Source organism: Pseudomonas sp. LBUM1640 (assembly GCF_059716225.1).
Window position 1 is genome coordinate 434,644 of record NZ_CP166816.1, and the last position, 15,737, is coordinate 450,380.

Genomic DNA, 15,737 nt, shown 5'->3' on the forward strand with positions numbered 1-15,737 from the left:
TGGGTGCAGCCCTTTTGCGCGCCGACCTTACAAGAATCGTTCAGGGGACTTGATGATGAAAAAGTATCTTTCGATGCTGATGCTCGGCGTTACCGCGCTGGTCGCGGCCACTGCGGCGCATGCCGGCGCCATCGATGATGCGGTCAAGCGCGGCACGCTGAAAGTCGGCATGGACCCGACCTACATGCCGTTCGAAATGACAGACAAGCGCGGTGAAATCATCGGTTTCGAAGTCGACATCCTCAAGGCCCTGGCCAAGTCCATGGGCGTCAAGCTGGAGCTGGTGTCCACCGGTTACGACGGCATCATCCCGGCCTTCCTGACCGGCAAGTTCGACATGATCGGCAGCGGCATGACCCTGACCCAGGAACGCAACCTGCGCCTGAACTTCAGCGAACCCTTCATCGTAGTCGGCCAGACCCTGCTGATTCGTAAAGACCTGGAAGGCACCATCAAGTCCTACAAAGACCTGAATGACGAGAAATACCGCCTCACCTCCAAGCTGGGCACCACCGGTGAGATGGTCGCTAAAAAGCTGATCTCCAAAGCCAAGTACCACGGCTATGACAACGAGCAAGAAGGCGTGCTGGACGTGGTTAACGGCAAGGCCGATGCCTTTGTCTACGACGCTCCGTACAACGTGGTTGCCGAGAAAAAGGTCGGTAACGGCAAGCTGGTGTTCCTGGAAGAACCCTTCACCTTCGAGCCGTTGGCGTTCGGCCTGAAAAAAGGCGATTACGACAGCCTCAACTACATCAACAACTTCCTGCACCAGATCCGCAACGACGGCACCTACGATCGCATCCATGACAAGTGGTTCAAGAGCTCTGAGTGGCTCAAGGACATGGAATAAACACGGTTTATCTGCCGGCTCCTGGTCGCCAGTAGTGGGGCTGCTTCGCAGCCCAGCGGGAGCAAGCTCCCTCGCCACAGAGGGGCTTGCCCCACCTTTTGGATGTTGAGTAATGAAACAGAAAAAAGCCCAATGGCCCTGGCACCTGCTGACCGTGGTCGTGCTGGTCGGCCTGGCTGGCGCGTTGTACTACGCCACCTCGCTGATGGCCTACGAATGGCGCTGGAACCGCGTGCCGCAGTACTTCGCCTATCAGGCCGAAACGTCTCAGCGCGCCGCCGACATCTCCACTGTCGTTGAGCTGGTGCGCAAAGGTGACGTAGCCGAAGTCACCCTGCGCAACGATGCCGGCGCTGAGCAGAAGCTGACCGTGGCTGACAACAGCCTGCAAGTGTCGCGTGGCGACGATGTAGCCGAAGGCGATGTGGTCGGCGTGACCCGGCACTGGGCGCTCGGGCCGCTGATGTGGGGCTTGTGGACCACGCTGTGGCTGTCGGTGGTGTCCGGCATCCTGGGCTTGGCGATCGGTTTGGCAATGGGCTTGTGCCGTCTGTCCAGCAACCCGACTTTGCGCGATCTGTCGACGATCTACGTCGAACTGGTGCGCGGTACGCCGCTGTTGGTGCAGATCTTCATTTTTTACTTCTTCATCGGCACGGTGCTCAACCTGTCGCGAGAATTCGCCGGTATTGCTGCGTTGTCGCTGTTCACTGGCGCTTATGTGGCGGAAATCGTCCGCGCCGGCGTGCAATCCATCACCCGTGGCCAGAATGAAGCCGCGCGCTCCTTGGGTTTGAGTGCCAGCCAGTCGATGCGCCACGTGGTGTTGCCGCAGGCCTTCAAACGCGTGCTGCCGCCGCTGGCCGGGCAATTTATCAGCCTGGTAAAGGACACGTCCCTGGTGTCAGTGATTGCGATTACCGAACTGCTCAAAAGTGGCCGTGAGGTGATCACCACCTCGTTCTCGCCGTTTGAAATCCTGTTCTGTGTGGCAGGCCTGTACCTGCTGATCAACCTGCCGCTGTCGAAAATGGCCAGCCGGCTTGAGCGGAGGCTCGCGCAAAGTGATTGAAGTCCGCGATCTGGTAAAAGTCTTCGACACCCGTGGCCACGTGGTGCGCGCGGTGGACCATGTCACCACTCAAGTCGCCAGGGGCGAAGTGCTGGTGGTAATCGGGCCGTCGGGTTCTGGCAAGTCGACCTTCCTGCGCTGCCTTAACGGCCTGGAGGAATTCGATTCCGGCTCGGTGAGTATCGACGGCTTGCAACTGGCCGACCCGAAAACCGACGTGAACGCCTATCGCCGCGAAGTCGGCATGGTGTTCCAGCACTTCAACCTGTTCCCGCACATGACCGTACTGGAAAACCTGTGCCTGGCGCAAAAAGTCGTGCGCAAACGCGGCAAGCAAGAACGTGAAGCCAAGGCCCTGGCCTTGCTGGAGAAGGTCGGCATTGCGCAGAAGGCCAACGAGTTCCCCTCTCGCCTGTCCGGCGGCCAGCAACAGCGTGTGGCCATCGCCCGCGCGTTGGCGATGGAACCCAAGGTGATGCTGTTTGACGAGCCCACCTCGGCGCTGGACCCGGAAATGGTCGGCGAAGTGCTGGACGTGATGAAGACCCTGGCGCTGGAAGGCATGACCATGGTCTGTGTCACCCACGAAATGGGGTTTGCCCGCGAAGTGGCGGATCGGGTGCTGTTCTTCGATCACGGCAAACTGCTCGAAGACGCGGCCCCGGCCGACTTCTTTGACGCCCCCAAAGACCCCCGCGCCCAGGCGTTCTTGCGCCAGGTCCTGTAAAACGCGCCCCTCTGGCGAGCATGCTTTCTGTGGCGAGCGAGCTTGCTGTGGCGAGCGAGCTTGCTCGCGCTGGGGCGCGCAGCGCCCCCCAATCAATTCACCGCAGTTTTTCAGGTAAACCACGCTGGCAGGTTCAGGGCCGCTTCGCAGCCCAGCGCGAGCAAGCTCGTTCGCCACATAGCGCTGTAAGCCTCAGAGCTTGAATCTGCCGACCAGGTTCTGTAAATCCAGGCTCAACCTCGTCAACTGAACACTCGCCGCCGCTGTTTCCTCACTGGCGGCGGCGGTTTGTTCCGACACGTCCCGCACCTTCAATACACTGCGATTGATTTCCTCGGCCACCGCGCTCTGCTGCTCGGCGGCGGCGGCAATCTGCGGGTTCATTTCCTGGATGATCGACACGGTGCGGATAATCGCGGCCAGTGCATCCCCCGCATCGTGGGTCAGCTCGACGCTGTGGTCAGTCAGTGCGCGGCTGCCGTCCATGATATCGGCCACCTGCTGGGTGCCGGAGTGCAGCCCAAGGATCAACCCTTCGATCTCTTCGGCCGACTCCTGCGTGCGCTGGGCGAGGCTGCGGACCTCATCGGCCACTACCGCAAAACCCTGGCCCGCCGTACCGGCACGCGCCGCCTCAATGGCGGCGTTCAGGGCGAGCAGGTTGGTCTGCTGGGACACGGACTTGATCACGTCCAGCACGCCGCTGATCTTTTGGCTTTCGCGCTGCAAGGCAAGCATTGCCTGGCTGGAGCGCGCCATCTCATGGGCCAGGTGGCCGATCTGTTCGACGGCCTGTGTGACGACCTTGTCCCCGGCGCTGGCTTGTCGGTCGGCCTCATTGGCCGCAACCGACGCTTGTTCGGCATGTCGGGCAACCTCCTGGGCAGTGGCGAGCATTTCGTTCATTGCCGTGGCCACTTGGTCGGTTTCGTCCCGCTGGCCGTTAACCCCGGCGCGGGTTTGTTCGGTGACGGTCGACAGCTGGGTGGCAGCACTGGCGATCTGCCGGGCGCTGTCACCGATGCCGCTGATCAGGCTGCGCAAGCTGCGGGTCATCTGCCCGATGCTTTGCTGCAACTGACCCAGTTCATCGCGGCGGTCCTCCAGCGTGTTCTGGCTCAGGTCGCCGTCAGCGACACGGTGTGCGGCGGTGAGGAGTGTTCGCAAGGGTAAGACTATTTGCCGAGTGATCCACCACGCGGCCAACATACCGAGTAGCAGGGCTGCCACGGTGACGCCGATCAGCAGCCTGTGGGTCTGCTCGGCTTCGCTGTCACGCTTGGCGGTCTGGCCTTTGCTCAGTACATGGCTTTGCTCGCGCAATTCATCGAGTTGTTGTTCAAATTGGTTTTGCACGGTTTCGATGTTGAGCTGAGCCTGCTTGAGCTTGATTAACTGTTCGCGATAGTTGGCCAGGTCCGTCTTGAGCAGCGTCGCGTCCACGGGTTGCGTGGTCACCGCCGCTTGTGCCGCGTCCAGTGCGACGAGGGTCTGGCTGAGCGACTCGGCGTAGGCCTGCAGCGACTCGGCGGCCCAGGCGGGGCTTTGGGCGCGGTCCTCTGCCTGCTCCATCACCTGGCGCAGATTTTCGATGGAATCAAGGGCCTTTTCATCTTCCTGGTTGGGCAAGTCGCTGGCGAATTGCGCAAGGGTGTCGCTGGCCTGCAGGGCGGTTTTTTTGAGCGTGAGGCGGGTGCTCTCGCGTTGCTCGATCAAGGGTGGCAAGGCCGCCAGCGCGGCCTTGAAACTCGCCACCAAGCGCATCGCTTCCTGAAGCCTCTGCAGGTCGGACGGTTCGTTCAAGCGATGTGCAAGGTCGGCCAGGCGCTGGTCGATCTTTTCAATCTGCGTGGTCATTTTGGTCAGGCTGGCGGCGTCTGTCAGGGTGCGGTACACGATCCGATCGGCGCGCATGGCCTCGGCGTCCAGGGCCAGTTGACCCAAGGTCGTGAGACTGTTGGAACGATAAAGCACGGCGTTCAAGGCTTGCCAGCCCGTCGCGGCGATCAGGACACTTAAGATCAGCACTTGGCCGAAACCCAGTGCAAGTTTTAGGCGGACGCTGGCGTTGACCAGCAAGCGGGTCAGCCGAAACATGGTGAACCTCCAAATCAGGGGGAGCGCTTGGCAGTAGCTCAAACGCTAAATCGATTTGGGGGAATGGCGGGCTGATAACTGCGTAGGACGTTTCACAAGTTGCGGCGGTCGGGACTGACCGCCGCGTAGGACGGATCAAATACGGAAACGCCCGACCAGGGTCTGCAAGTAGATCCCCAGGCGCGCCAGTTCGGCACTCGACGCCGCTGTTTCTTCACTGGCCGAAGAGGTCTGTTCAGACACATCCCGCACGTTCAATACGCTGCGGTTGATTTCTTCGGCCACGGCGCTTTGTTGCTCGGCGGCGGTGGCAATCTGCGAATTCATCGCTTGGATGGTCGAGACAGTGCGGGTGATATTGCCCAGCGCGTTGCCGGCACGACGGGTCAGCTCGACACTGCTGTCGGTGAGGCCACGGCTGTTGTCCATGATGGTCGCCACCTGCTGGGTGCCGCTTTGCAGGCCGACGATCAGCTCTTCGATCTCTTCGGTGGACTTCTGCGTGCGCTGGGCCAGGCTGCGCACCTCATCGGCCACCACGGCAAAGCCACGCCCGGCTTCACCGGCACGCGCCGCTTCAATCGCCGCGTTAAGTGCCAGCAGGTTGGTTTGCTGGGCCACCGACTTGATCACGTCGAGCACGCTGCCGATCTTGTCGCTTTCGCGCTTGAGATGGCCCATGGCTTCGGTTGAGTTGCCGACCTCGGTGGCCAGGCGCTCGATCTGGGCGATCGCTTCACTGACTACCTTGTCGCCTTCACGGGCCTGCTGGTCAGCGGCCACGGCGGCTTCGGAAGCCTCTTCGGCGTTACGCGCCACTTCCTGCACGGTGGCGGCCATTTCATTCATGGCGGTGGCCACTTGGTCGGTCTCGATCTTCTGGCTGTTAACCCCGGCGCTGGTCTGCTCGGTCACGGCCGACAGTTGCTCGGCGGCGCTGGCGATCTGGGTCACGCCGTCGCTGATGCCTCCAATCAGCTCGCGCAGGCCGACGGTCATGCTTTGCATGGAGCGCTGCAATTGGCCCAGTTCGTCCTGGCGCGTGGAGTTGAGGTTGTGGCTCAGGTCGCCGGAGGCCACGCGTTCAGCGACTTTGAGGGTCTGGTTCAGCGGAATGACGATCTGCCGGGTGATGGCCCAGGCGGCGACCACGCCGAAGATCAGCGCCAGCACCGTGGCCAACAGTAAAAGCTGCTTGGCTTGCGCCGCATCGGCATCGCGCACGGCGGTTTGCGAGGTGGTGAGTTTGTCGCTATGGCCCAGCAGGATATCGCCTTGCGCGGTGATGATTTTCAGGGCCGCAGCGTTGGCGACCTGGGAGTCGCGGTACTGGCTGACAGCCGCGCGGTAGGCTTGCAACGACACGCCGGCTTCTTGCAGGTTGGCCTGGTACTGCTCCGGCAGTTGGCCTTGGAGTTCGGTGATTTTCTTCAGGGCGTTGTCGATGGCGTCCAGCGCAGGTTGCTCGGCTTCGGTCTTGCCGCTGTAGGTGTAGCCGCGCACCTGGAAGCGCGATTGCTGGATGAGTTTGCTCAGGTCGACCACGCTGTTGAACTGGGTGACGCTGTCACCTTGCAGCAGGGATTTTTCGACTTCATTGATCTTGGCCACAGCATTGTCGGCGGTATCGCCGAGCTTGCTGCGCGCGCCTTCACGCTTGAGGCCGGCCTGGACCATGGCGGCGAAGGCCTTTTTGTATTGGTTCAGGGCATCCTGTTGTTGCTCGACCAGGGCCTTGTCGCCGGGTTGCTCGATCAGGGTTTGCGCGGTTTTCAGGCCGTTGTCCAGCTGCTTGATCAGCTCATCGACCGCGCCAGTACCTTGTTCGCCACGCCGTGTTTCGAAGTCCAGGCGCGCCAGGCGCAGGTCTTTGGTCAGCCCGTTGAGGCTGGAGATAAAGCCCAGCTTGTCACCGCGACTGATCACATCACCCAGGCCGGTCCAGCCGGTGAAAGTTGTCAACAGCGTCAGGATCAACACCAAGCCAAAACCAATGCTCAGCTTGCGGTTGACGCTCACATTCCCCAGCTTTTCGGCTAACCAACGATACATGCTGCAATCTCCCCTGGAACAAGGCTTGGACTTATTCAGAGGCTATCGGCAACGTAGGAAGATTCTGTAGCGACACCGATCCACTGTGGGAGCGGGCTTGCTCGCGAATGCGGTGGGTCAGTCGACAGGGGTGTTACTGACCTACCGCTTTCGCGAGCAAGCCCGCTCCCGCATTAGTTTGGCGTTGTGTGCCGGGTTATCGCTAGAACAGCCGGGCGAGCAGGGCGGTGACTGCGGTTTCTACGCGCAGGATGCGCGCGCCCAGCTGCACCGGCTGCAAGCCGGCCTTGGTCAGCAGGTCCACTTCGTAGGGTATCCAGCCACCTTCCGGGCCGATGGCCAGGGTCACAGGCTCATCCAGCCCGCGTGGGCAGGCCGGGTAATCACCCGGATGGCCGATCAGGCCGAGGGTGCCTGCGGTCATGGCCGGCAGGCGGTCTTCGACGAACGGTTTGAAGCGTTTTTCGATGACAATCTCGGGCAGCACCGTGTCGCGCGCCTGTTCCAGGCCGAGAATAAGCTGCTCGCGAATAGCCGCAGGCTCAAGGAACGGGGTTTGCCAGAAGCTTTTCTCCACGCGGTAGCTGTTCACCAGCACCACCTTGGGCACGCCCATGGCCGCCACGGTTTGCAGCACCCGGCGCAGCATCTTCGGGCGCGGCAGGGCCAGCAGCAAGGTCAGCGGCAGCTTGGTTGGCAACGGCACATCAAAGCTGACGTGCAACTCGGCTTCGCAGGCTTCCAGGCGCAGCAGGTGCGCATTGCCCATCAGCCCGCCAATACGCCCCACCCGCAGGTTGTCGCCTACCGCCGCGCGGTGGACTTCCTGCATATGCACCAGGCGCCGATCACGCAGGACCACCCGGTCGGCCGCGATAAAGTCGGCCTCTTCAAGCAGCAGCAGGTTCACGGCTGCGTCGCTGGCGGCTGGTCGTCGTCGGCAGGTTGGTCATCCGGGTGCTCGCCACGCTTGGTGATCAGGCTGCTGAACAGGATGCCGATCTCGAACAGCATCCACATCGGCACGGCCAACAGGGTCTGCGAGAAGATGTCCGGCGGGGTCAGGATCATGCCGACCACGAAGCAGCCGATGATCACGTACGGGCGCACTTTCTTCAGGTATTTGACGTCGACCACACCGATCCACACCAGCAGCACCACGGCCACCGGGATTTCGAAGGCCACGCCAAAGGCGAAGAACAGCGTCATCACGAAGTCGAGGTAGCTGGTGATGTCGGTCATCATCTCTACGCCGGCCGGGGTGGCGGCGGCGAAGAACTTGAAGATCAGCGGGAACACCAGGAAGTAGGCGAAGGCCATGCCGGTGTAGAACAGCAGGATGCTCGACACCAGCAACGGCACCGCGATGCGCTTCTCATGCTTGTACAGGCCCGGCGCGATAAAGCCCCAGATCTGATGCAGGATCACCGGGATCGCCAGGAACAGCGAGACCATCATGGTCAGCTTCAGAGGCGTCAGGAACGGCGATGACACGTCGGTGGCGATCATCGTCGCGCCAGCCGGCAGGTACTGGCGCAGTGGCGTCGAGACGAAGGTGTAGATCTGCTGGGTGAAAGCGAACAGCCCTGCAAAGATGATGAAGATCGCCGCTACGCAACGCAGCAGGCGGGTACGCAACTCGGTGAGGTGCGAGACCAGTGGCATGTGCTGGTCGTTTTCCGGTTTATCAGCGCTCATGGGGCTCGCGGCGGCAATGTAGGGTCATGGGGAGCGGGCGACGCAACGGGCGTCGGCGCTGGCTCGGTCGGGGCGGGAGCGGGCGGTGCCGGGGTGTGTTCCACCACGGGGGCCGCTTGGGCCACGGCAGGCGGCGCGATGCTGTGCTCGGCCACGGGCTCTGCCGGCTTGCTCGGTTCATTCACCGGCGACAGGATTTTGCGCGCTTCCTGCTCCAACGACAGAATATGTTCGTTGTGCAGTTGCCGACGGATCTCGTCGGCGCCGATTTCCCGTTCAACTTCCTGTTTGATGGCGTTGAAACTGCGTTTCAGGCGCCCGATCCATAGGCCGGCCGTGCGCGCGGCACCGGGCAGGCGTTCCGGGCCCAGCACCAGCAGGGCCACGAGGCCGACGAGGAGCAGTTCAGAGAAGCTGATACCAAACATTAGTCAGTGCTCACGAGTCTTTGCGGGTCGGCTCTTCGACTTTTTCAGCCTGCACGTCGAAGGTACGACGTTCGGTGATTGGCTGAGTGGCCTGCGGGTGCACGGGCTGAGCCGGTGGAACGGGATTGACCACAGGGTCGGCCGGCTTTTCGTCATCGTTCATGGCTTTACGAAAGCCCTTGATCGACTCGCCGACGTCGGTGCCCAGGTTCTTGAGTTTCTTGGTGCCGAACACCAGTACCACGACTACCAGAATGACGATCCAGTGTTTCCAGTCAAAAATGCCCATGCTGCAACTCCTCTGTAAAAGTTATTCAGGCGGACGGGCGCGAGGCCTTTTCGGCGTGCCCGGACAAGCCGAAGCGACGGTCCAGTTCATCCAGCACGGCCTGTGGATGCTGCCCCAGTTGGGCGAGCATGACCAGGCTGTGGAACCATAGGTCAGCGGTTTCGTAGATCACATCACTGCAGTCGCCGCTGATCTGTGCGTCTTTGGCGGCGATGATCGTCTCGACGGATTCTTCGCCGAGTTTTTCCAGGATCTTGTTCAAGCCCTTGTGATAAAGGCTGGCGACGTAGGAGCTGTCGGCGTCCGCGCCTTTGCGGTCTTCCAGCACCTGGGCCACACGGTTCAGGGTATCGCTCATGTTCAGTGTCCTGCCGAGTAAATGGCGTGCGGGTCTTTGAGCACCGGTTCTACGACCTTCCATTCGCCGTTTTCGAATACGCGATAGAAGCAGCTGTGTCGGCCGGTGTGGCAGGCGATGTCGCCGATCTGCTCGACCTTGAGGATCACCACGTCGGCGTCGCAGTCGATGCGCATCTCGTGCAGGGTTTGCACGTGCCCGGACTCTTCACCCTTGCGCCACAGTTTGCCACGCGAACGTGACCAGTAAATGGCGCGCTGCTCAGCGGCAGTGAGGCTCAGGGCTTTACGGTTCATCCAGGCCATCATCAGCACGCGCCCGGTCTTGTAGTCCTGGGCAATGGCCGGCACCAGGCCGTCACTGTCCCACTTGATCTCGTCCAGCCAGTCTTTCATGTTCGGCTCCGGCAATTTGCGACAGTGTATAACTGGATCGGCTATCGGCGCACGATCAGATAAACACCCACGGCGACCATGATGCCGGCCGGCCAATGGCCCAGTTGGTTCAGCGGCCCACCGATGGCGAGCATCACGCCGCCAACCAGGTGCGCGGCGCCCAGCAGGCGCAGGAACCAGTCGTCCTTGCGCTTTTGCCACGGCGGCGCGGGGTCTTTGGCGTGGGGCTGAGACATGCGTTCCAGCAGGTCGCGGGTCATGTTGGCCAGGTGCGGCAGCTGCTCCACTTGGCTTTGCAGGTTGCCCAGCAAGGTTTTCGGGCTGACGCGCTCACGCATCCAGCGCTCAAGGAACGGCTGCGCGGTGTTCCACAGGTCGAGGTCCGGGTACAGCTGACGGCCCAGGCCTTCGATGTTGAGCAGGGTTTTTTGCAGCAGTACCAACTGCGGCTGCACTTCCATATTGAAGCGGCGGGCGGTCTGGAACAGGCGCATCAGCACTTGGCCGAAGGAAATATCTTTTAACGGTTTTTCAAAGATTGGCTCGCACACCGTGCGGATCGCTGCTTCGAATTCGTTGAGCTTGGTTTCTGCCGGCACCCAGCCCGAATCGATGTGCAACTGCGCCACGCGGCGGTAGTCACGCTTGAAAAAAGCGAACAGGTTGCGCGCCAGGTAATCCTGGTCTTCCGGGGTCAGGCTGCCGACGATGCCGCAGTCGATCGCGATGTACTGCGGGCTCCACGGGTTGACGGTACTGACGAAGATATTGCCCGGGTGCATGTCGGCGTGGAAGAAACTGTCGCGGAACACCTGGGTGAAGAAGATCTCCACGCCACGCTCGGCGAGCATCTTCATGTCGGTGCGCTGGTCGGCCAGGGTGGCGAGGTCGGTGACCTGTACACCGTAGATGCGCTCCATCACCAGCACTTTAGGGCGGCACCAGTCCCAATAGATTTGCGGCACGTACAGCAGCTGCGAGCCTTCGAAGTTGCGCTTGAGCTGGCTGGCGTTGGCGGCTTCGCGCAGCAGGTCGAGTTCGTCGTAGATGGTTTTTTCGTAGTCGGCGACCACGTCCACCGGGTGCAGCAGGCGCGCGTCAGCGGAGAAACGCTCGGCGGCGCGGGCGAGGATGAACAGCCACGCCAGGTCCTGGCCGATGATCGGCTTGAGGCCGGGGCGAATCACCTTCACCACCACTTCTTCGCCGGTCTTGAGCTGCGCTGCGTGCACTTGCGCCACAGACGCCGAGGCCAGGGGGGCGACGTCGAAGCGGCTGAACACTTCGCTGATCTTCTTGCCCAGTTGCTCTTCGATCAGCTTCATCGACTGCTGGGAGTCAAACGGCGGTACGCGGTCCTGCAACAGCATCAGCTCGTCGGCGATGTCTTCGGGCAGCAAGTCGCGGCGGGTGGAGAGGATCTGCCCGAACTTGATAAAAATCGGCCCCAAATCCTGCAGCGCCAGGCGCAGGCGCGCGCCACGGCTCAGTTCCAGCTGTTTGCGCGGGAACCAGCGCCACGGCAGCACGTAGCGCACCGCCAACAGGAACCATGGCAGGGGCAGGGCGAACAGCAGGTCATCAAGGCGGTAGCGAATTACGACGCGCTGGATACGAAACAAACGGCGGACGGCGAGCAGCTTCATGCGTTATCGCTTGGATCAAGGGAACGGCTCAGGCGCTCGAAGCGCGCCTCGAGGCGTTCCAGGTCGATTTTGGCCTTGTCGAGTTCACGAAAGCGCGCTTGCGCTTCCCTTTCTCCGACCAGGGTGCGCGATTCTTCGCTCAGGTATTCGGCGAGGTTCTGGCTGAGGCTGGCGAACCCTTGTTGATACCAGCGCGAGCGGCTGCGCAGGTGCCCGCTGATCAGCTGGGTAGGCACCGGCCCGATCCAGCGTGACAGCTCGTATTCCCAGTCCAGTTCCAGGTCTTGCAGCACCGCGGCCAGGTCCATCAGCGCCGCACTGTCGCCTTCCAGCTCCACTTCGGGGCTGTGCAGGATGGCGGTTTTGTTGCGGCTTAGCGCCAGGTGCAACAGGCTCGAGGCCGGTGCGTGCAAGGTGCAGTCCGCTTCGGCGGCCCAATCACTTGCCAGCAGCAAGCCTTCGTCGCTGGGCAGGATAAACAGCTGCAAGGCGGGGCTGGTGCAGTCAACGGCGATGATCTTGCCGTTCAAGTGCGCGAGCCGCGCCAAGGCGGTGCTGTCCAGGCGCAGTACACGGTTGAGGCCGTGTTCAACGCTGGCGAGAAGGCCTGCGAACAGCATCAGGGCTTGATGCCGCGGTGCAGAGCGACTACCCCTGCGGTCATGTTGTGGTAGGTCACACGGTCGAAACCGGCGTCACGCATCATCGACTTCAGGGTTTCCTGGTCGGGGTGCATGCGGATCGATTCGGCCAGGTAGCGGTAGCTTTCGGCGTCATTGGTGATCAGCTTGCCCATCAACGGCATGAAGGCAAACGAGTAAGTGTCGTAGACCTTGGACATCAGCGCGTTGGTCGGCTTGGAGAACTCCAGCACCAGCAGGCGGCCGCCCGGCTTGAGCACGCGCAGCATCGAGCGGATCGCGTCCTCTTTATGGGTCACGTTGCGCAGGCCGAAGGCGATGGTCACGCAGTCGAAATGGTTGTCCGGGAACGGCAGCTTCTCAGCGTCGGCCTGGACGAATTCGATATTGCCGGCCACGCCTTTATCCAGCAGGCGATCACGGCCGACCTTGAGCATCGAGCCGTTGATGTCTGCCAGCACGACCTGGCCGGTAGGGCCGACGAGCTTGGAGAACTTGGCCGCCAGGTCGCCCGTGCCGCCGGCGATGTCCAGCACGCGGTTGCCGGTGCGTACGCCCGACAACTCAATGGTGAAGCGCTTCCACAGGCGGTGCATGCCGCCCGACAGCACGTCGTTCATCAGGTCGTACTTGGCGGCTACGGAGTGGAACACCTCAGCGACTTTTTCCGCTTTCTGGCTTTCCGGGACGTTCTTGAAGCCGAAGTGAGTGGTGGGTTCGGCATCGCTGCCTTTGCGCTGATCAGTCATATCGCTGTCACCAAAAGAGAATGCGGGACATGATAATCCCCAAGGCCTACTTTGTCTTGGCAAGGCTGAAGGTAAGATAGGCGGTCACCGAGACCTTTTGCCGCATGGCAGGTGTTCTGAGTCGTTATAAAGAGGAGTCATAGCAATGGCCCGTATTACCGTTGAGCGTGCACATTCCCTGGGTAAAGACGGCGCGCGCGCGAAGGCCGAGAAGTTGGCGCACAAACTCCAGGAGCACTATGGCCTGGAGTCATCCTGGTCCGGCGATACCCTCAACCTCAAACGTTCGGGGGTTAAAGGCACGGTACGGGTGGCGGATGATTCGCTGCGCATTGATGTGGAACTGGGCCTGTTGATGTCGGCCATGAGTGGCACTATCAAGTCCGAAATCGAGAAAGCCCTGGATAAGGCACTGGCCTGATCTGAACGCGCTTAGGGTGCCGATTCTAATTTTTCACCCTACTTTGTGCCCAAGCCCTCAACTCTTGTGGGCCGTTCCTCGACCCTAATCTGCGTGAGGTGCACCATGGCCAAAGTTATTTTGAAGAAAAAAATCGACGTTCAGACCACCACCCTGAGTGACGTTAAAAGCTATGCCCGCAAGATCTGGCTGGCGGGTCTTGGCGCTTATGCCAAGGTCGGCAGTGAGGGTGGCGAGTACTTCAAAGAGCTGGTAAAGACCGGTCAACATGTTGAAAGTAAAGGCAAAAAAGTTGTGGTTGAACAACTTGATGCCGCCAACAGTCAGATTGACCAAGTAAAGAGTAATGTCTCAAGCGTCAAAGGTTTGGTTGAAGTTCAACTGGATAAAGTTGAAAAAGCTTTTGACACGCGTGTTGCAAGTGCCTTGAATCGGATCGGCATTGCGTCTAAACATGACGTTGAGACACTCTCTGCTAAGCTCGAAGAGCTGACGGCATTGCTAGAACGTGTCGCGCGTAAACACTAAGGAGACATCGGGATGGCTGTTAAAAAGACTACTCAGAAAGAAGGCAGCTCGTGGATCGGGGAAGTTGAAAAATATTCCCGTAAGATCTGGCTTGCTGGTTTAGGCGTGTACTCGAAGGTTAGCAGTGACGGCGGTAAGTACTTCGAGACTTTGGTCAAAGACGGCGAGAAGGCCGAGAAGTTGACCAAAACCACAGTCGGTAAAAAAGTCGAAGCGGCAAAGGCAAGCGCGGGTTCCGCCAAGTCGAGCATTTCGGATACATGGGGCAAGTTGGAAGAGACTTTCGACAAGCGTCTTAACAGTGCCATTTCGCGACTGGGCGTGCCCAGTAAAGCGGAATTGAAGACGCTGCACAGCAAGGTCGACACCCTGACCAAGCAAATCGAAAAGCTCACCGGCGCCAAAGTGGCCCCGGCTAAAGCTGCTGCGGCTAAACCGGCTGCCAAGCCTGCCGCTAAAACAGCTGCCGCCAAACCTGCTGCAAAATCTGCGGCCAAGCCTCTGGTTAAAGCTGCCGCCAAGCCGGCTGCCAAACCTGCGGCCAAGGCCCCAGCTAAAGCCGCGGCCAAACCGGCTGCCAAGCCTGCCGCTAAAACCGCTGCTGCAAAACCTGCCGCCAAGCCTGCTGCTAAACCAGTAGCCGCTAAAGCAGCAGCCAAGCCCGCGGCTAAACCTGCTGCCAAGGCAGCTGCCAAACCCGCTGCTAAAACCGCCGCTGCCAAGCCGGCCGCTGCGAAATCTGCAGCCAAGCCAGCCGCTAAACCTGCTGCAGCAAAACCTGTGGCTGCAAAGCCTGCGGCAAAACCCGCCGCCGCCAAGAAGCCCGCGGTAGCGAAAAAACCAGCAGCGCCAAAGCCTGCCGTTGCGGCCAAGCCTGCCACCCCAGCGCCAACCGCTTCGACAGCCAACTCGGTGACCGCACCGACGCACGCTGCTACCCCGACTGCATCGCCGGTAACCCCGACGCCAACCAGCCAGTCCTGATTTTTTCAGGGCACAAAAAACGCCCGGCCTGTGAAGGTCGGGCGTTTTTTATTGGCACGCTCTGAAGAACATCCTGTCTCCAAGTGTGGTAGCGGGCTTGCTCGCGAATACGGTGTATCAGTAACAGATGTGCTGTCTGACACACCGCATTCGCGAGCAAGCCCGCTCCCACATTTTTAATCCATGTCTTCCAGGTATTTAAGGGCGAATTTTTCGGTCGCCTGCCTTGCCGGCAACAGCAGATGCGGCGCCACCAGCATCATGATCTGGTACACCACCACGCGCACCTCGCCTTCACGGTCGAGGATTCGCTGGTAGTCCAGCGAAAACAGCAGAGTCATGGTGATCTGCTCCACCAATTGCCCCAGCGCCTGAGTATCACTGACTAACTGCCCCGCCGCCTTCAACCGCGCGAGCAACGAAGCCAGCGTGCGCTTGAGCGCCGTGAGCAGGTTGCGAATGCCCTTGGCCAGCTTCGGCAAGCGCCCCGCCAGGTTCGACAAGTCCTGGAACAGAAACCGGTAGTGGGCCATGCGCTCGACGATCAAGTGCAGGAACAGCCAATAATCTTCGGGTCTGAGTTGTGCATCCGCAGGCGGATCGAGCAGCGGTGCCAGTTCATTTTGAAAGCGCTCGAACAGCCCGAGCACCAGCGGCTCCTTGCCATGGAAGTGATAGTAGAGGTTGCCAGGGCTGATCCCCATTTCATTGGCCACCTCCATGGTCGACACGTTCGGTTCGCCCTTGTGGTTGAACAACTGCAGGGCACATTCAAGGATACGGTCGCGGGTCTTCATCC

General features: G+C 60.7%; 18 protein-coding genes and 2 pseudogenes. 6 read left to right on the forward strand and 14 right to left on the reverse strand.

Annotated elements, in window-relative coordinates:
* Nucleotides 1–55 precede the first annotated feature (55 nt).
* The 3 genes from ACA065_RS01880 to ACA065_RS01890 all read left to right on the forward strand — a co-directional run bounded on the left by ACA065_RS01880 (nucleotide 56) and on the right by ACA065_RS01890 (nucleotide 2,652).
* Nucleotides 56–853, forward strand: a complete 798-nt coding sequence (locus ACA065_RS01880; RefSeq protein ID WP_177017279.1) for a transporter substrate-binding domain-containing protein — start codon at nucleotides 56–58, stop codon at nucleotides 851–853.
* Nucleotides 854–965: 112 nt separating this feature from the next.
* Nucleotides 966–1,925, forward strand: coding sequence for an amino acid ABC transporter permease (locus ACA065_RS01885; protein WP_497693080.1), 960 nt, complete (start codon nucleotides 966–968; stop codon nucleotides 1,923–1,925).
* Nucleotides 1,918–2,652 carry an amino acid ABC transporter ATP-binding protein gene (locus ACA065_RS01890; protein WP_497693081.1) on the forward strand — a complete coding sequence of 245 codons (735 nt, stop codon included), beginning with the start codon at nucleotides 1,918–1,920 and terminating at the stop codon, nucleotides 2,650–2,652. Before ACA065_RS01885 ends, ACA065_RS01890 begins: the two co-directional genes overlap by 8 nt.
* Nucleotides 2,653–2,844: 192 nt before the next feature.
* Here ACA065_RS01890 and ACA065_RS01895 read toward each other — a convergent pair whose 3' ends face one another.
* The 13 genes and pseudogenes from ACA065_RS01895 to ubiE form a co-directional block, all read right to left on the reverse strand.
* Nucleotides 2,845–3,708, reverse strand: coding sequence for a methyl-accepting chemotaxis protein (locus tag ACA065_RS01895; protein WP_497695283.1), 864 nt, complete (start codon nucleotides 3,706–3,708; stop codon nucleotides 2,845–2,847).
* 42 nt (nucleotides 3,709–3,750) lie between these two features.
* Nucleotides 3,751–4,749, reverse strand: a pseudogene (locus ACA065_RS01900) (methyl-accepting chemotaxis protein); the annotation flags it as partial.
* Nucleotides 4,750–4,884: 135 nt separating this feature from the next.
* Entirely contained in the window at nucleotides 4,885–5,757 is an 873-nt protein-coding gene (locus tag ACA065_RS01905; protein ID WP_497695284.1) for a methyl-accepting chemotaxis protein, read from the reverse strand.
* Between the two features lie 33 nt (nucleotides 5,758–5,790).
* A pseudogene (locus ACA065_RS01910) lies at nucleotides 5,791–6,801 on the reverse strand (methyl-accepting chemotaxis protein); the annotation flags it as partial.
* A gap of 202 nt (nucleotides 6,802–7,003) precedes the next feature.
* The gene (locus ACA065_RS01915) at nucleotides 7,004–7,711 is read right to left on the reverse strand and encodes a 16S rRNA (uracil(1498)-N(3))-methyltransferase (protein ID WP_497693082.1); all 708 of its coding nucleotides are present in this window, start codon (nucleotides 7,709–7,711) and stop codon (nucleotides 7,004–7,006) included.
* Complete coding sequence (tatC, locus tag ACA065_RS01920) at nucleotides 7,708–8,499, reverse strand: twin-arginine translocase subunit TatC (RefSeq protein ID WP_065930773.1); 792 nt, start codon at nucleotides 8,497–8,499, stop codon at nucleotides 7,708–7,710. The genes ACA065_RS01915 and tatC overlap by 4 nt, the downstream gene beginning before the upstream one ends.
* A complete protein-coding gene (gene tatB, locus ACA065_RS01925) occupies nucleotides 8,496–8,927 on the reverse strand; it encodes a Sec-independent protein translocase protein TatB (RefSeq protein ID WP_497693083.1) in 432 nt (143 codons plus the stop codon). The genes tatC and tatB overlap by 4 nt, the downstream gene beginning before the upstream one ends.
* 10 nt (nucleotides 8,928–8,937) lie before the next feature.
* Complete coding sequence (locus ACA065_RS01930; RefSeq protein WP_012721795.1) at nucleotides 8,938–9,216, reverse strand: twin-arginine translocase TatA/TatE family subunit; 279 nt, start codon at nucleotides 9,214–9,216, stop codon at nucleotides 8,938–8,940.
* Between the two features lie 25 nt (nucleotides 9,217–9,241).
* A complete protein-coding gene (locus ACA065_RS01935; protein WP_003209299.1) occupies nucleotides 9,242–9,574 on the reverse strand; it encodes a phosphoribosyl-ATP diphosphatase in 333 nt (110 codons plus the stop codon).
* A gap of 2 nt (nucleotides 9,575–9,576) precedes the next feature.
* A complete protein-coding gene (hisI, locus tag ACA065_RS01940; protein ID WP_497693084.1) occupies nucleotides 9,577–9,969 on the reverse strand; it encodes a phosphoribosyl-AMP cyclohydrolase in 393 nt (130 codons plus the stop codon).
* Between the two features lie 41 nt (nucleotides 9,970–10,010).
* Entirely contained in the window at nucleotides 10,011–11,615 is a 1,605-nt protein-coding gene (ubiB, locus tag ACA065_RS01945; RefSeq protein ID WP_497693085.1) for a ubiquinone biosynthesis regulatory protein kinase UbiB, read from the reverse strand.
* Nucleotides 11,612–12,235: a ubiquinone biosynthesis accessory factor UbiJ gene (locus ACA065_RS01950; RefSeq protein WP_497693086.1), complete on the reverse strand. Its 624-nt coding sequence runs from the start codon at nucleotides 12,233–12,235 to the stop codon at nucleotides 11,612–11,614. The genes ubiB and ACA065_RS01950 overlap by 4 nt, the downstream gene beginning before the upstream one ends.
* A complete protein-coding gene (ubiE, locus tag ACA065_RS01955) occupies nucleotides 12,235–13,005 on the reverse strand; it encodes a bifunctional demethylmenaquinone methyltransferase/2-methoxy-6-polyprenyl-1,4-benzoquinol methylase UbiE (RefSeq protein WP_497693087.1) in 771 nt (256 codons plus the stop codon). Before ubiE ends, ACA065_RS01950 begins: the two co-directional genes overlap by 1 nt.
* A 145-nt stretch (nucleotides 13,006–13,150) precedes the next feature.
* On the opposite strand from ubiE, the gene ACA065_RS01960 reads away from it, so the two are divergent.
* From ACA065_RS01960 to ACA065_RS01970, 3 genes are all read left to right on the forward strand, one after another.
* Nucleotides 13,151–13,426 carry a polyhydroxyalkanoic acid system family protein gene (locus ACA065_RS01960; protein WP_497693088.1) on the forward strand — a complete coding sequence of 92 codons (276 nt, stop codon included), beginning with the start codon at nucleotides 13,151–13,153 and terminating at the stop codon, nucleotides 13,424–13,426.
* Between the two features lie 105 nt (nucleotides 13,427–13,531).
* Nucleotides 13,532–13,954 carry a phasin family protein gene (locus tag ACA065_RS01965; protein WP_242170406.1) on the forward strand — a complete coding sequence of 141 codons (423 nt, stop codon included), beginning with the start codon at nucleotides 13,532–13,534 and terminating at the stop codon, nucleotides 13,952–13,954.
* Between the two features lie 12 nt (nucleotides 13,955–13,966).
* Nucleotides 13,967–14,938, forward strand: a complete 972-nt coding sequence (locus tag ACA065_RS01970) for a phasin family protein (protein WP_497693089.1) — start codon at nucleotides 13,967–13,969, stop codon at nucleotides 14,936–14,938.
* A 176-nt stretch (nucleotides 14,939–15,114) separates the two neighbouring features.
* Here the strand turns inward: ACA065_RS01970 and ACA065_RS01975 are convergent, their stop codons facing one another.
* Nucleotides 15,115–15,735 (reverse strand): TetR/AcrR family transcriptional regulator, encoded by a 621-nt coding sequence (locus tag ACA065_RS01975; protein ID WP_497693090.1) that lies wholly within the window; start codon nucleotides 15,733–15,735, stop codon nucleotides 15,115–15,117.
* Between the last annotated feature and the right edge of the window lie 2 nt (nucleotides 15,736–15,737).

What these genes read in the sequence shown, in the direction of transcription:
- ACA065_RS01975 (WP_497693090.1), bottom strand. Translation starts at nt 15,735, where the DNA reads ATGAAGACCCGCGACCGTATCCTTGAATGTGCCCTGCAGTTGTTCAAC.
- ACA065_RS01885 (WP_497693080.1), top strand. Translation starts at nt 966, where the DNA reads ATGAAACAGAAAAAAGCCCAATGGCCCTGGCACCTGCTGACCGTGGTC.
- ACA065_RS01880 (WP_177017279.1), top strand. Translation starts at nt 56, where the DNA reads ATGAAAAAGTATCTTTCGATGCTGATGCTCGGCGTTACCGCGCTGGTC.
- ACA065_RS01930 (WP_012721795.1), bottom strand. Translation starts at nt 9,216, where the DNA reads ATGGGCATTTTTGACTGGAAACACTGGATCGTCATTCTGGTAGTCGTG.
- tatB (WP_497693083.1), bottom strand. Translation starts at nt 8,927, where the DNA reads ATGTTTGGTATCAGCTTCTCTGAACTGCTCCTCGTCGGCCTCGTGGCC.
- ubiE (WP_497693087.1), bottom strand. Translation starts at nt 13,005, where the DNA reads ATGACTGATCAGCGCAAAGGCAGCGATGCCGAACCCACCACTCACTTC.
- ACA065_RS01950 (WP_497693086.1), bottom strand. Translation starts at nt 12,235, where the DNA reads ATGCTGTTCGCAGGCCTTCTCGCCAGCGTTGAACACGGCCTCAACCGT.
- ubiB (WP_497693085.1), bottom strand. Translation starts at nt 11,615, where the DNA reads ATGAAGCTGCTCGCCGTCCGCCGTTTGTTTCGTATCCAGCGCGTCGTA.
- hisI (WP_497693084.1), bottom strand. Translation starts at nt 9,969, where the DNA reads ATGAAAGACTGGCTGGACGAGATCAAGTGGGACAGTGACGGCCTGGTG.
- tatC (WP_065930773.1), bottom strand. Translation starts at nt 8,499, where the DNA reads ATGAGCGCTGATAAACCGGAAAACGACCAGCACATGCCACTGGTCTCG.
- ACA065_RS01965 (WP_242170406.1), top strand. Translation starts at nt 13,532, where the DNA reads ATGGCCAAAGTTATTTTGAAGAAAAAAATCGACGTTCAGACCACCACC.
- ACA065_RS01960 (WP_497693088.1), top strand. Translation starts at nt 13,151, where the DNA reads ATGGCCCGTATTACCGTTGAGCGTGCACATTCCCTGGGTAAAGACGGC.
- ACA065_RS01905 (WP_497695284.1), bottom strand. Translation starts at nt 5,757, where the DNA reads ATGCAAAGCATGACCGTCGGCCTGCGCGAGCTGATTGGAGGCATCAGC.
- ACA065_RS01970 (WP_497693089.1), top strand. Translation starts at nt 13,967, where the DNA reads ATGGCTGTTAAAAAGACTACTCAGAAAGAAGGCAGCTCGTGGATCGGG.
- ACA065_RS01895 (WP_497695283.1), bottom strand. Translation starts at nt 3,708, where the DNA reads ATGACCCGCAGCTTGCGCAGCCTGATCAGCGGCATCGGTGACAGCGCC.
- ACA065_RS01935 (WP_003209299.1), bottom strand. Translation starts at nt 9,574, where the DNA reads ATGAGCGATACCCTGAACCGTGTGGCCCAGGTGCTGGAAGACCGCAAA.